The 12,980-nt window shown below is 72.1% G+C and carries 10 protein-coding genes and 1 pseudogene; all 11 read right to left on the bottom strand.

What is annotated here, in order from left to right; genetic code table 11:
• Nucleotide 1: 1 nt before the first annotated feature.
• Nucleotides 2-791, bottom strand: a pseudogene (locus OHB41_RS10085) (PIG-L deacetylase family protein).
• Nucleotides 792-831: 40 nt separating this feature from the next.
• A complete protein-coding gene (gene fxlM / locus OHB41_RS10080) occupies nt 832-3,141 on the bottom strand; it encodes a methyltransferase, FxLD system (RefSeq protein WP_266697499.1) in 2,310 nt (769 codons plus the stop codon).
• A gap of 34 nt (nt 3,142-3,175) precedes the next feature.
• Entirely contained in the window at nt 3,176-3,808 is a 633-nt protein-coding gene (locus tag OHB41_RS10075; protein ID WP_266697498.1) for a M15 family metallopeptidase, read from the bottom strand.
• A gap of 20 nt (nt 3,809-3,828) precedes the next feature.
• Complete coding sequence (locus OHB41_RS10070) at nt 3,829-4,869, bottom strand: bifunctional GNAT family N-acetyltransferase/NUDIX hydrolase (protein WP_266697497.1); 1,041 nt, start codon at nt 4,867-4,869, stop codon at nt 3,829-3,831.
• A complete protein-coding gene (locus OHB41_RS10065; protein WP_266697496.1) occupies nt 4,866-6,302 on the bottom strand; it encodes a phosphotransferase in 1,437 nt (478 codons plus the stop codon). Before OHB41_RS10065 ends, OHB41_RS10070 begins: the two co-directional genes overlap by 4 nt.
• On the bottom strand, nt 6,299-7,117 hold the full coding sequence (locus OHB41_RS10060; protein WP_212728937.1) for a class I SAM-dependent methyltransferase: 819 nt from the start codon (nt 7,115-7,117) through the stop codon (nt 6,299-6,301). Before OHB41_RS10060 ends, OHB41_RS10065 begins: the two co-directional genes overlap by 4 nt.
• Before the next feature lie 47 nt (nt 7,118-7,164).
• Nucleotides 7,165-8,514, bottom strand: coding sequence for a protein-L-isoaspartate O-methyltransferase family protein (locus OHB41_RS10055; RefSeq protein ID WP_266697495.1), 1,350 nt, complete (start codon nt 8,512-8,514; stop codon nt 7,165-7,167).
• Nucleotides 8,511-9,902: an MFS transporter gene (locus OHB41_RS10050; protein ID WP_266697494.1), complete on the bottom strand. Its 1,392-nt coding sequence runs from the start codon at nt 9,900-9,902 to the stop codon at nt 8,511-8,513. Before OHB41_RS10050 ends, OHB41_RS10055 begins: the two co-directional genes overlap by 4 nt.
• Entirely contained in the window at nt 9,886-10,920 is a 1,035-nt protein-coding gene (locus tag OHB41_RS10045) for a phosphotransferase enzyme family protein (protein WP_024127160.1), read from the bottom strand. Before OHB41_RS10045 ends, OHB41_RS10050 begins: the two co-directional genes overlap by 17 nt.
• Nucleotides 10,917-11,363, bottom strand: a complete 447-nt coding sequence (locus OHB41_RS10040) for an HIT family protein (protein ID WP_181411833.1) — start codon at nt 11,361-11,363, stop codon at nt 10,917-10,919. The genes OHB41_RS10045 and OHB41_RS10040 overlap by 4 nt, the downstream gene beginning before the upstream one ends.
• 81 nt (nt 11,364-11,444) lie before the next feature.
• Nucleotides 11,445-12,920 carry an NUDIX hydrolase gene (locus OHB41_RS10035; RefSeq protein ID WP_266697493.1) on the bottom strand — a complete coding sequence of 492 codons (1,476 nt, stop codon included), beginning with the start codon at nt 12,918-12,920 and terminating at the stop codon, nt 11,445-11,447.
• Nucleotides 12,921-12,980 lie beyond the last annotated feature (60 nt).

The following is a 12,980-nucleotide window of genomic DNA, read 5'->3' as shown; positions in this document are numbered from 1 at the left end:
GTCAGAAGGGCCGGTCGGGTCCATGGAAGAGTGAGGCGGTAAGCCGATGGCGAGCGCTGGGGAGGGGCCCGGTCGTGAGCCGGGTGAAGAATTCGGTCGCGATGATCTTTCGTCGGGTCTCCTCAGGCAGGCGAGCAAGGATCCCCGGCAGCGCCCGTTCGCGGGCGACCTCCCCCGCGGTGCGCAAGGATCGCGGCCCACTTCTGCTCCAGCCAGAGGGTGACGTCGATGGCCGTGGTGGCGTACGAGTCCGGGACTGCGAGCACATCTTTGCCGACGGCCTCCAGAAGCGGCCTGAGTTCGCCGACGCCGGATGCGGAGTGCGTGGCGCAGTACACGGCGCGCGGTTGCCAGGGCTTCCCTGCTGCAGGGTGAAGGTGCGGGAGGCCCGCGTCCTGAGCGGCGAGGAGAGCGGCCTGGTGGGTGCGGCGGTGGTCCGGGTGACCGGTCAGCTGGCCCAGGGCGTCGTGCGTGACCACGATGTCGGGGCGGAACGAGCGGATCTGCTGAACCAGGGCGGCGACCACCTCGTCGAGCGGTGCGTCGACGAGGCGGGGACGGCCGGGAGCCGCCTGCGGGTTGCGGGCATCGCCGTATCCGAGTATGCGGGGCGGACCCGCGCCCAGCGCCCGCAAGGCGTCGGCGAGTTCGGGAGCCCGCGGGCTGTCGGGCGCCCACGTCATGGTGACGACGGCGGTGCGCGCGTGCGCGGCGGCGTGCTGGGCGAGGACACCACCGGCGAGGAGGCTCTCGTCGTCGGGGTGGCCGAACACGCCGAGCAGGGACGGCATCGTGGAGGACGCCGCCGTCTCGGGGACCAGCTCGTCGGAGTCAGGCACGCTGTCCCCCTGCGGCCGAAAGGCCCAGTGCGCCAGCGGGGGCCCGGGCCGGCCACTGGAAGACGAGCCGTGCGCTGGGCTTGTCGAGCACGTCGCCGGGCGGCAGCTGGTCGGCGGGCGTGCCGGCCGGGTGGATGGTCATCGGCGGATAGCCGCTCTCGCGCACCTCGCGGTCCCAAACGCGCACGCACTCCGCGAAGCGCTCCGCCACCTCTTCGGCCGCTGGGCCGTAGGCGTGGATGAAGAACTCGGTGAGACGGTCGGCTGGATCCGGGGCGTCCTGGACCTTGCGGTAGGTCAGGTAGGCGAGGGAGCCGTCTGAAACCATCGCCGCTGCGTCCTGCTGCGCCACCAGCGCGGAACCTTCCCGGGCGGTCAGGCGGCAGAACCCCGGCAGCGTCGTCGCGGCGTAGACCTGCAAGGTCTCGAAATTGAAGGTGCCCCGGACCACCAGGCCGGTGGTGAGCTCGCGCCGGGGCCCGCGCAGCGCCTCCTCAAGCCCCGCGGTGTCACCGGGCTCACCGTCTTCCCACCGCACGGTGACCTCGCCGTCGGCCAGGGGGAGGACGGGGGCCGTGCGGGCGGCGGCACCGCGGTCCCGCACGAACCCGCAGTACGTCCAGTGCTCGCAGTGCAGCACGTCGCCGCGCCGGACCAGGGTCAGGGAACGGGTGTAGCCGCCCATTTCCAGCGGCACCACCAACCGTGCGCCCTCACGGAGTTGCTCGCGCCAGGCCGGGGCGACGTCAGCCGCGTTGTGTGTGATCACCACCCCGTCGAACCCCTGGGCGGGGACCTGGCCCGGTGCGCCAAGACCACCGTCGCCCAGGACGGCGGTGACCCGGCCGCTGCCGGCCTCCGCGCACAGCCGCTGCGTGCGGTGCACCACGTACGGGTCGACGTCCACCGTGACCACCCGCCCGGCCGGCCCGACGACATGGGCGAGCAGCTCCGCGTTGTACCCGCCGGATCCGACCTCAAGCACGGCCGCCCCGGGCGTCAACTGGAGCTGCTCGGCCATGTCGGCCTGGAGCCAGGCCGCGCTGACCGAGCTGGTCGCCCGGCCGTGCTCGTCCCGGCGCGTGACGACGGCCAGGTCGTCGTCGTAGACGGTCATGAGGTCCGTCTCCGGTGCGAACCGGTGCCGGGGCACCGTGCGCAGCGCGTCTTGGACCACGGCGGAGGGCGCCCAGCCGCCCGCGATGACGGCGTCTGCCATGCGGTGGCGTAGCCGGACAGCTTCGGCCGGCTCTCCAGGCACCGGCGGGGGTTCGGCGGCGGTCGGGTAGGCGTTGACCGGCGGCAGGCCGGGGATGACACCGGGCCAGACGGCATCCAGTGCGTTCGCGGCCGGGGTGAACACCGGGCCGAGACATCCGAGACCGTGGGGGTCGTGCCATTCCCAGCGGGTGAACTTCTGCGGCTCCGCCGTGGTGAGGGTGCCGGTGAAGCCGGCGATCCGGATGACGGCGGTCACCCGCGGGACGCCCTGGGCGGCGTCGGTGAGGATGGACACCACGCTGGCGCCGGTGGCGTGCAGGCCGGTCTCCTCGGCGAGCTCGCGCACCCCGGCCCCGTCCAGCGGTTCCGCACCGTCGATCTTCCCGCCCGGAGCCTCCCACATGCCGCGTTTGGACCAGCCGAGCAGGACACGCCCGTGCTCGTCGGTCACGACAGCCAGCGCCCCGGCAACGGCGTAGCCGGTGGCCGGCACGGACCGCTCCACGGCGACCGTGTCCGCACACGGACCGCGCAGGACCAGCGCCGCCAGGTCGCCGGCGGCGATGCGCTGCACGCTCGTCCATCCGCAGGTGAGGGCGGTGATCTCCTCCTCGTCCAGTGCGATGCGCCGCTTTGCGGCCGGGGTGTGCGCGGCGAGCGGGGTAATGACCAGCATGGTGCCGCCCTCGCGCAGTCGGCGTCCGAGCGCGTGCAGGACCCGGGTGCGGTCGTTCAAGAAGGCCACCGAGAGGCGGAAGACCACCAGGTCATAGAGGTCGTTGCCCAGCGGGGCGGGGTCGTCGCGTTCGATGTCCAGGCACAGCCACCGCACTTCCGCGTCGGGGTGGTCCGTGCGGGCCTGCTCCAGGGCGCCCTCGGCGAAGTCCGCTCCGTCGACGGTGTACCCGAGCGAGGCAAGGTACACGGACATCTCGCCCGTCCCGCACCCAACGTCGAGCGCGCGGCCGCCCTCGGGCGCCGGCGCGTGCTCGACGATCAAGCCCTTCTCGTCGTCCCCGAGCCGCCGGAAGCCTCGCCCCTCGGTGTAGCGCTTGGACCAGTCAGTCCGGGTGATTCCCACAGATCGCTCCTCGTTCGTGAAAGGGCAGGCGGTGTCAGGGCAGTTCGACGGGTCCGTACAGGGCGGCCGGCTGCTGGGTCTGCAGTGCCCAGTACCGGTCGCCGAACGACCAGTGCCACCATTCGGTTCGGTACGGGACCATGCCCGCGGCGGCAAGGGCACGGCTCAAAGTGGCCCGGTTCGTGCGGGCCGGGCCGCTGAGGCCGGGGGCGTCGGTGTAGCAGGCGCCGTCGGACTCCTCCGGTGAAGCGTTGACGCGCGTTCCCATGTCCAGCTCGCGGCCCTGGTGGTCGATCAGCGTCACGTCGACGGCCGCGCCGGCGGAGTGCGGCGCGATCTGTGGAGGCGACACGAAGCGGCTGGCGGCCGCCCGGAGCTCGGCCGCCTGCCAGTCCGGGTGGGCGCGCGCGAGCTCGTCGGAGTACTCCTCGAAGTGCCGGCGCTGCAGGGCCGGCGGCCGGAAGCCCTCGACGAACAGCAGCGACACACCGGTGGGAAGCAGCGACTGGGCGTGCAGCAGCCGGGCAAGAACGCCTTGCCGAACGTGGGCCCAGGCGCCCGCCGCGTCCCGTTTGCGGTCGTCGACCTTCAGGCCGTGCGCGCGGGCGTCGACGAGGACCTCGCCGCACTCCTGGACGGGGATCGCGGCGACTCTCCGGTCGGACATCGAGACAATGTTGCTGGCGGTCACGCGTTCCCCCAGGTGTCGACGTATGCGGCCACGCCGGTGCGGCGGGCCTCCTCCACGGCGCGCAGCCGCACGAAATCGCGGGCCGGCATCAACGCCTCCCACTCGGCCAGAGGCAGAACGCGGGCCTCGTCGTGCTCGCGCGCGTTGAGGGTGAGACCCCGGATCTGTGCATCGGTCAGGCGCCCGCCATCGAAGACGAGCTGCAGCGTGCTGTACGGACGCCTCTCCCGGGGCTGCCCGTACACAGTGGCCAGCAGCCGGGGCGGGCCCACGGCGGTCATGCCGGTCTCTTCCCGGCACTCGCGCACCACCGCGTCCCAGGGCCGCTCGCCCAGATCCATCGCGCCGCCGATCATGTGCCAGGGGTGCCCGGGGGAGTAGACGGAGTGCAGCTGGAGCGGCTGGTCGTCCTCGTCGGTGACGTAGAGGCATACGAACGCGGCCGCCCGGGGCAGTGCGTCGGCGTACTGCTGCGGCGGCACCCACGCCGAATCCGGCTGCGCACCAGGCGCGAGACCGGCGGGTGGGCGGTGGCGGGTCATCCGCATGAGCGCCGGGTTGCCGCTGAAGCCGAGCTCCCGGTACAGGGGCGCGGCCTCCGGGCTGGTGTGCAGCTCAAACAGCGTGACGTCCTCGACGTCGGCGAGGTGGTCGAGGAGAGAGGAGACGACGGCCCGGGCATAGCCGCAGCGCCGGTGCTCCGGGTGCGTGGCGACCAACTGCACGCGGGCGGCCCGGCCCCGGGGGTAGGCCGGCGCCGCCAGGACGGGGTGGATCAGGCCAAGGGCGCAGGCAGCCATCGTGCCGTCCTGGGCGTCGACGACGAAGGCCCGCGCATCTCCCTCGGGCGTCAGCCGTGGCGCCAGCTCGTCCGTGCACTGGCGGACCCAGTCCTCGGTGAACGGTGCGGACAGGATGTATGCGGAGCGCATCCGGGTGATGGCCTCGGCGTCACTAGGCGTTGCCGCGCGGACCGGCGATCGCCCGGCGGCGTCATGCGGCTCGGCCGCGGCAGTGGGTGCCGTGTCGGCGTTCACGTCGCATCTCCTGTCGGTGAGAGGGCTGCACGGTGCTCGGCGCGCAGCCGGGCCAGGGTCCGCCGGCCGCGTTCGACCAGCTCGGGATCGCGGTGGGCGACGCCGTACGCGATCCCGCTCACGGAATCGAGCGCTGCGTCGATGACGAGGCGGGCTTCCTCAGCGGCGGTCAGGGACCTGCCGTACCCGGCCAGAAACGCCTCGAACAAGTCGACGCGGCCAGCCCAGGCATCGGACAGGCGGACAAGGTCCCGTACGGCCGGTCCCGGCTCGCTGCGCTCGAAGTCGATCACCGCGACGAAGACATCAAGGGCGTCCGACTCGTCAGGGGTGAACAGGACGTTGCGGAGCTGGAGATCTCCGTGGGTCTCCACCCATTCCAGCGGTTGCAGGTCCTCGGCCTGCCGGACGAGCTCGCGGACGAACTCCTCATCACCCGGGAGCAGATGAGACCGTGCTCCGGCCAGGTGCCGGTCGGCCTTGGCGACGGCCGGGCCGCTGCCGACCGGAGCGGGCCGTGGGGGAGAGGACTGGTGGATGCGGCGGGCCAGCGCGCCGATCCGTTGGAAGACAGCCCTCTCCCGGTCCGGGGCCAGAACGGTGCCGTGCAGCGGGTGGGCCGGCACCGCGGTGAGGACCACCGCCCGCACGGTCTCGTCGGCGGCGACCAGCCGGGGCGCGGCCGCGCCCAGCTCCTGCGCCCACGTCCGTAGTCCTCGAACCTCCCTGGAGTGGAACCGCTCGCTCTGGTGCACCTTCACGTACCAGGTGCCGCCCTGGACGCCGTGGACCCGCCACACGCGGCTCTCCGCGCGCGCCCATGACGTATCCGTCCACTGCGTGATCCGGCCGACCGCCCGTTCCGCGAACTCCACCACCGCGGCGTCGGGGCGGGCGGTAGACGCCTGACCGGTCACGTCCGGCACGAGGCGCAGCCGGTCGGCGCCGGGGTCGAAGGCGATGCTGTCGCCGGGCAGTTGGAAGTGCACGGCGAGGCGTGCGCCGGCGCTGTAGGCGTCCAGGCCCGCACGGCAGTACGCCACCATCTGGGCGGGCAGCGCGTAAAGGGATGCCCAGTCCATCGCGTCGCAGACGTCCGGCTCCGCGATCCCGGGCGCGCCTTTCCACCTCCGGACCTCGAAGAAGTGCCCGCTACGGCTGGCGCCTCCGGGGCTGCGGTGGTGCACGGTCACGGCGGCCCGCACGTCGGCCGGGTCGATGACGACACCGGTCTCCTCCCGCGCCTCGCGGATCAGGGCGGTGACGACGTCCTCGTGCGGACCGTCCAGATGACCCGACGGCAGGTGCCACAGGCCGGCGGCGTACACCTGCCCGGCCCGCCGCGACAGCAAGATCTGCGGCCCGTCGGCGGTCTCCCGGCGCAGGATCAGGTGGACGTCCACCGGCTCGGTGTGCCGCTGCCCGCCGCTCATCGCGCTCCCTCCGGACGTCGGGCGAGCAGAACCCTGAACGTCGTCTCCTCGACCAGAGACCCGTCCATCGCGTGCGCGTGGAGAAGTGCGAGGGCCTCGTCCTCGAACGCCTGATGCCGCTCTGCGAAGAGGCCAGCCCCGGCGAAGGACGTGGTGCGCAGGTAACCGAGTACCTCCCGCGGCGCCCAGGTGCGGGTCACGGGGAAGAGGTGTTCGGTGACCTCCTTGAACGCTGAGGCGGCAAGGTCCTCCTGGTACGAGCGGCGGGGCTCGGCGTAGGAACTGCGGGCGCCCGCCCGGCGCTCGTCGCCCAGGTAGAGCTGGATCAGCTCGCGCAGCGCACGGGTCCAGTCGGCGTCGTGGGTCCACAGGCTCCCGTCGCCCATGATCGCCACTGCGGCACCCGGTGTGGCGACCCGGTCTGCCATCTCCAGGACCGACGGACCGTCCATCCAGTGGTAGGACCGGCAGCAGGTGATCAGGTCCGGGCCGGAATCCGGTTCGCCGGGCAGCGTCGCGAGCGGCTCGTAGGCGTCGGCCGCCGCGTGGACCAGGGCGAGGGTGCAGTTGCCGAGCACAGGGGCGAGGGCTTGCCCGGCCTGGCGCAGCATCTGCGGGCTGACGTCGACCGCTTCGATGTGCGTCAGGCCGGCGCTGGCGGACAGGAGCGCGAAGGGCACCTGCCCGGTCCCGGTGCCCAGGTCGAGCAGCACCGGGGAAGGGCGGCCCCGCAGCGCGTCGGTGAGCAGGCGCACCGCCGCGTCCGGCAAGCCTGGACGGTGGCAGGCGTAGGTCGAGGCCGCGGCCTCGAACATTGCCTCCTGCTCCGATGGGAGGCCCGGAAAGGGACCGTCGGGGTAGGTCACGAAGTGGCTCCCTCATCGAGCGGGTGGGGGGCGGGTAGTTGCCAGGACAGGCGTCCGCACTCGGAGGCGGCCCACTGCCTACCGTCCGCATCGAAAAGGAGGCGGTAGCGGTCAGGGGAGCGTGCGGCCCGCCACCGGTCGGCGAGGTCCTGGATCTCTTTCCAGATGTCCCGCGGCCCGTTGACGGTGACGCTCCAGCGCCGGTGGCCCACCGCCTCCGCGCGCATCCAGGATCCGCAGCCGGGCGCGCCGATCACGACGTGCTCGGCGCCGAAGTCCCGGACCAGGCCACCGCCGAGGAGATGGTCGGCCGCCAGCCAGAAACCGCGATTGCTGTCCGGGGGCGGCGCCAGCATGCTCCGTTGAGTCCACGTGCCCGGCTCGGTGGCCATGCGCTGCCGGAACTCCTTCGTGAGCCAGATCCGCGCCACGCCGTGTCCCGCCCGGTGGGCGAACTCCACGGCCCGCAGCTCCGCCGTAATCTGCCCGTCGGCGGTGCGCTCGACAACGGCGAGGCCGGGCCACGACGGGGACGCACTGCTCACGTGCGCCAGCAGTTTGCCCCCGGGAGCGAGCTGTTCGACGAGGGCCGTGGGCACGCGCTCCACCGTGTACGACACGAAGATCCGGTCGAACTCCCGCCCCGCAACGCCCTGTTCTCCTGACCCGCACACCACCTCCGGACGGAACCCGAGATCGGCCAGCCGGGCCGCAGCCGCGTCAGTGAGGTGCCGATCCCGGTCGAGGCAGACCACCCCCTGGTCGCCGCAGACCTGGCAGGCCACCGCGGCGGTCACTCCCGCTCCCGTCCCGACGTCCAGCACCCGCAGACCCGGACGCAGATCCAGCTCCTCCAGCAGCGAGGCGGTCAGACCCATCACCGTCGACATTGACGTGATCGACGCCCCCGACCGCGTCCCGCGCGCCCGGCCCACCAACGGCTCGCCGTCGTGCTGAACGAGCACACTGGCCCCGCCGTACAGCAGCCCGAGCAGCTCGGGGCGGTCCTGCGGCGCCGACCAGTCCAGCAGGTCCCACCGCGGCGGCTCCTCGCTCGGCGCACTGCGCCGTACGTACGCCTGCGGCATCAGAACCTCGCGCGGCAGGGCGAGCAGCGCCTCACGTACCGGGCCGGCCGCCAGATCGCCGGCCTTCTCCAGGCGGGCGACCATCGCTGCCCGGGCTGCAGCAGCACCGCGATCACCCCGGGTGCCGCGGCTGTCCGCGGACCCGGTGACTTCTGCCGTCTCCGTGTGGAAGGGGTCCGTAGTGGTAAGCGTCGCTGGAGCGTGCGCAGTTGGGTCAGCGGGCCGTCGCGTGGTGTCCCCGGTGTTCAGGTCCGTCATGTGGCGCCTCCGTCCAACGAGCTCTCACGGCGGATGTCTGCGGCGGCCGCCGCTCCAGGGGCCGGCACCTGAGGTGGAGGGCCGGGGCGCGGTAGTTCTTCGGCAGGCGCGGGTTCCTCCCGCTCGGGCGGGGCACCGGGCATCTGCCGCAGGCCGCGCAGCGGAGAGAGCGCCAGGACCAGGAGCGGCACAGTGAGCAGAAAGGCACCGACGACCAGGGCGGCCCGGACACCGGCCCACGTCCCCAGTGCGCCGGCGAGCAGCGCGCCGAGCGGCCTGGCACCCGATGTCAGCCAAGTGCTCACCGCCTGCATCCGTGCCTGCATGCGGGAGTTGGTGATGATCTGACGGATTGACCGCTGGGTGGTGCCCGCCGCACCGGCGCACGCCAACTGCACGAACAGCGCCGCACCGATCACGATCTGCCAGCCAAGGCCGGGAGAGGCGAGCAGCAGCGGAATCTGGGTCACCGGCGTGATCGCGAGCGCGGCCAGCATCATCGGCCCGGGCCCGATCCGTCGAGCAAGGGCAGGGGCGAGGAGCGCGCCGGCGGCCGCGCCCAGGGCGCCGAGCCCCAGCACGACACCGAACGCCGTGGTGCTCATCGCAAGGGTGCGCAGCAAGTACAGCGCCCACAGTGTGTTGAGCAGTGCGAGGGCGAAGGAAGTCGACGCGTTGACCAGCGTCAAGGTACGCAGCCGGTCGTCACTGCGTACATACCGCACGCCCTCGCCGATCTCCGCCCACAGCCGACGCTCCCCGGTACGTGCCCGGTCGGTCTTGGGCATGCGGATGCGTGCGGTGCACCAGGCACTGATGAGATAGGAGAGGACGTCTCCGAGCAGGGCTCGGGCCGGTCCGACCAAGGCGGTCAGCGCGGCGCCGAGGTTGCTGCCGCCGGTCGCGGAGATGGCGAAGAGTGCGCCGACCCGGCTGTTGCTCCGCTGGATCAAGGACCGGTCGACCAGGCTGGGCAGGATGCTGATGGCCGCCGCGTCATGCACCACGCCCGCGGCGCCCTGCACCACGGCGACCGCCATGAGCTGGGGCAGGGTCAGTGCGTCGAGGGCTGCCGCCACCGGCACCGTGGCCAGTGCGGCCGCACTGACCAGATCCCCGATGATCATCTGGCGCTGCTTGGAATGGCGGTCAGCGAGCGCCCCGGCGTGCAGGGCGAGCACCGCGGGTGGCAGCAGTCCAAGGAACGCCAACCAGGCCACCTGAGAGGTGGTGGCGTGCAGCTCCAGGACGGCGATCACCGGGATCACCATCGAGCTGATCGAGCTGCCGGTCACGCTGGCGCTCTGACCGATCAGGAACGTCCGGAAGTTGCGGTGCCGCCACAGCGACGTCTGGAGCCGAGCGGGAGAGTCAGCGGAGCTGGTCACGGAGCACCTCCTCCGCCTCGTCCAGGCGGGCGCACAGCACACCCAGGGCCTCGTGGCGGGCCCGCCCGTACGCCTCCAGCTGAGGGGTGACCGCGGTTGGGTCGTCGAGCGGCTCCGAGAGCGGGTACACCGAGCAGGCCAGGTAGCCGGCCGCCACCCGGGGCACCGTCATGAGGTCCTCGTCCGGCATGGCCGGGTTGGTCTCCCGGTAGGCGGCGACGGCCGTGGCCAGGCCCGTGGGCCAGTCCGGGGCGGTCAGGACCGTGCGCGGATCGAGCACGATGCGTCCCAGCTCCCACATCGGGCTGCGGTGCGTCGGCGGCCGGAAGTCGACGACCGCGGCGACCTTCTCGCCTCTCAGCATCAGGTTGAGGGAGGACAGGTCGCCATGGACGATCTGCGCTGCCAGGGTCAAGGGGAGTGCTTCGAGCATGGATGCCGTTGCGGGGAGTTCGTCCAGCCGTTGTTGGGCGGCGTCTCTCGACCACGCTCCGAACGCGGAACTCGGGGGTTGCTTCGCGTAGCTGTCGAGGAGCCGTTCCAGGCGCTGGCGGCCCCGCTCGATGTCACAGACCTCGTGGGACGGGGCGCGGCGCGGCGGCCCGTCCGGATGTCGCGCGAGCGTGCGGTGCAGTCGGCCCACGGTCGCGCCGACGGCGGCCCACTGCTCGCCGTGCAGGCCGCCTTCCGCTGTCTCGGCGCCCTCGGCGAACGCGGTGACGGCCACCGCCAGGCCGCCTTCGACGGCGATGAGGTCGCCGTCCAGGGTCCGGCGCATCGCCGGCACCGGGACCCCGCCGAGTGCGGCGAACTCGGCCAGCTCGAGGGCGCGCCCCTCGGCGCCCAGGTCAGCGTGCTCTGGGTAGGCCTTCACAAACCATCGGCGGCCGTCGCCGTCCTTGGCCACGTAGTTGCACGTGGCGGTCCCTGACGGCCCTTCGCGGACGTCGGTGGGGACGACGCGGTAGTGCAGCGCCAGGATTCCCGCCACGGCCGTGACGTCGAACTGCGCGTTCAATGCCCGGCCTCCGGCCTGCCGGGGCCGTTCATCAGCCGGCGCAGCGCCCGGGCGTCCGCCTGTAGTTGGGCCTCTTCCTGGCGCCCGAGGTCGAGCACGTCGAAGGGCAAGGGGCCGCCCGGCGCCGGGTCCGCACCCGCCTCCCGTCGCGGCACGACGTGATGGTGGGCATGCGGAATGGCGTTGCCGAGGAGCAGGTAGTTCATCTTCAACGGCTGGTAGTGCGCCTCAAGTGCGCGGCCCAGGGCGAGGGTGTCCCGCCAGAAGGCGGCGGCTTCGTCGTCCGAAAGTTCGGTGGGCTCGGCCACGTGGCGCGCGGTCACGATGGTGATGGAGTAGCCCCGGACTCGCCCGGAGCGCCAGAGATAGGACTGGGACACCTCGCCGCGGTGCAGCAGCAGCCCCCATCCGATGTCATCGGCCGTCCAGTCGTTGCCGCACATTGGGCAGTGGTGGCCGGCGCGGTGCGCGAGGAAGTGCTCAGGCCAGGAAGAGCTGGGTGTCGGTGGGAGCGTCACAGGGGCTCACCAGCCCGTCTGGGTGTACGGGCGGCCCGCGACGATGCCTTCGATCGCCAGGCGGGTGTACGGCACGACCTTTGCCGGAAGATCCTGCGGGCTGAACCACCGCCACGCCACGCACCGGTCGGGCTCCAGGAGTTGCGGGGTACCGGACCATGCCCGGGCCTGGAAGACGAGGGCGATCCGTGCCCGCGCCGTCGGCGAGTCGACGTGGTGGACCACATGCACGAGCTCGATGTCACCGGGATCGATGATCAGCCCGGCCTCCTCCTGAGCTTCGCGCACCAAACAGCTGATGGCGGCTTTCCTCTCGCAATGGCCTGCCAAAAAGTGCCATTCGTCCGGTGCGAAGGCCGAGTCGGGATGGCGCAGTCCGAGGAGGATCCGGCCCTGCTCGTCCTGGAGGTGAAGGTGGACGCCGATGATGTGGAGTTCGGTCCCCTCCGGTGCCTCTTCGTGCAGTGGGCGGATGCGGTCCGGCGGGCTGCCGGCCGGGGGGTGCTCGGCCGCGTGGCGGCGGATCAGGTCGCCGAGACCGGGACTCATGGGTAGTCGGTCCAGCATGTCGGGGGTGAACCATTGCAGAAGGACGCCCTCTTGTAGGTCCGCCGTGTCGGGGTGTCCGCTCCAGCGGGCCGTGAAGACCTTGATCGGCACCGCGAGGCCGTCGACGCTCGTCGCCTCTTCGACTGCGTAGGGCGCCAAGCCCACCGGTGCAAGGCCGGGGGCCTCCTCGGCGAGCTCCCGCCGCAAGGTGTCCTCCAGGCACCGGTCATCCCTTTCGCGCCCGCCTCCCAGGAGGTCGAAGACCCCGGGCGCCCAGATGCCCTCCCGCAGATCCCTGAGATGAAGCAGGTAGCGTCCGAAGCCGTCGTGGACCAGAGCCGACGCGTTGACTGGCTCCGGCTGCCCGTCGAGCCCATCGGCTTCGGCGTCCAACAGCTTGGCCCGCAGCGTTGGGGACCTGACGTCGGCGAACGCAAGCCACTGGGAACCCGAGACCTCTTCGTCCTGGAGCCTGAGCGGCGGCAGCTGCTCGGCGCTGACGTAGAAGGCGAAGCGGAAGTCGAAGTGCTGATGGCTCGGCTCGCCCTTTGCGGGATTGGCGTCGATCCCGTGCACGTCGATGTCGATCGGGCCGCCCAGGAACTGCGGGGTCAGACACAGGTCACCGGGCCGGATGCCCGTCTCCTCGGACACCTCCCGAAGAGCAGCGGCCATCAGGCTCCGGTCCGCCTCGGCGTGCCCGCCCGGGGTGAGCAGCAGCCCAGTGGCCTTGTGGACGATGTGCAGTACGCGCCGGTCTCGGTCGATGACGACCGCGCTGCAGGTGACGTGGCCGGGAAGAGTCGCCCGGCTGGACGGGTCGTCCGGCCCGTCCAGGACGGCAAACAGGCCGGCCAGGGACTCTCGCTCGTGCGGGTGCCGAGTCAGGTAGCTGTCGAGGGTCGCGCGGATGTGGGAGCGGGTGATCGGCACGTCAACACCTCGGAGAAGCATGGAAGGGCTGGTGGATGGGTCGAGGGTGGGCGGGTCAGC

It is taken from the genome of Streptomyces sp. NBC_01571 (genome assembly GCF_026339875.1).
Taxonomy (GTDB): domain Bacteria; phylum Actinomycetota; class Actinomycetes; order Streptomycetales; family Streptomycetaceae; genus Streptomyces.
Note: the sequence above shows the minus strand (reverse complement) of the source record. Positions and strands in the feature narration are given on the sequence as shown.

Coding starts and splice junctions, on each gene's coding strand:
- OHB41_RS10040 (WP_181411833.1), bottom strand. CDS start 11,363: ATGTGCGGCAACGACTGGACGGCCGATGACATCGGATGGGGGCTGCTG.
- OHB41_RS10065 (WP_266697496.1), bottom strand. CDS start 6,302: ATGAGCGGCGGGCAGCGGCACACCGAGCCGGTGGACGTCCACCTGATC.
- OHB41_RS10075 (WP_266697498.1), bottom strand. CDS start 3,808: ATGTCCGACCGGAGAGTCGCCGCGATCCCCGTCCAGGAGTGCGGCGAG.
- OHB41_RS10060 (WP_212728937.1), bottom strand. CDS start 7,117: ATGTTCGAGGCCGCGGCCTCGACCTACGCCTGCCACCGTCCAGGCTTG.
- OHB41_RS10055 (WP_266697495.1), bottom strand. CDS start 8,514: ATGACGGACCTGAACACCGGGGACACCACGCGACGGCCCGCTGACCCA.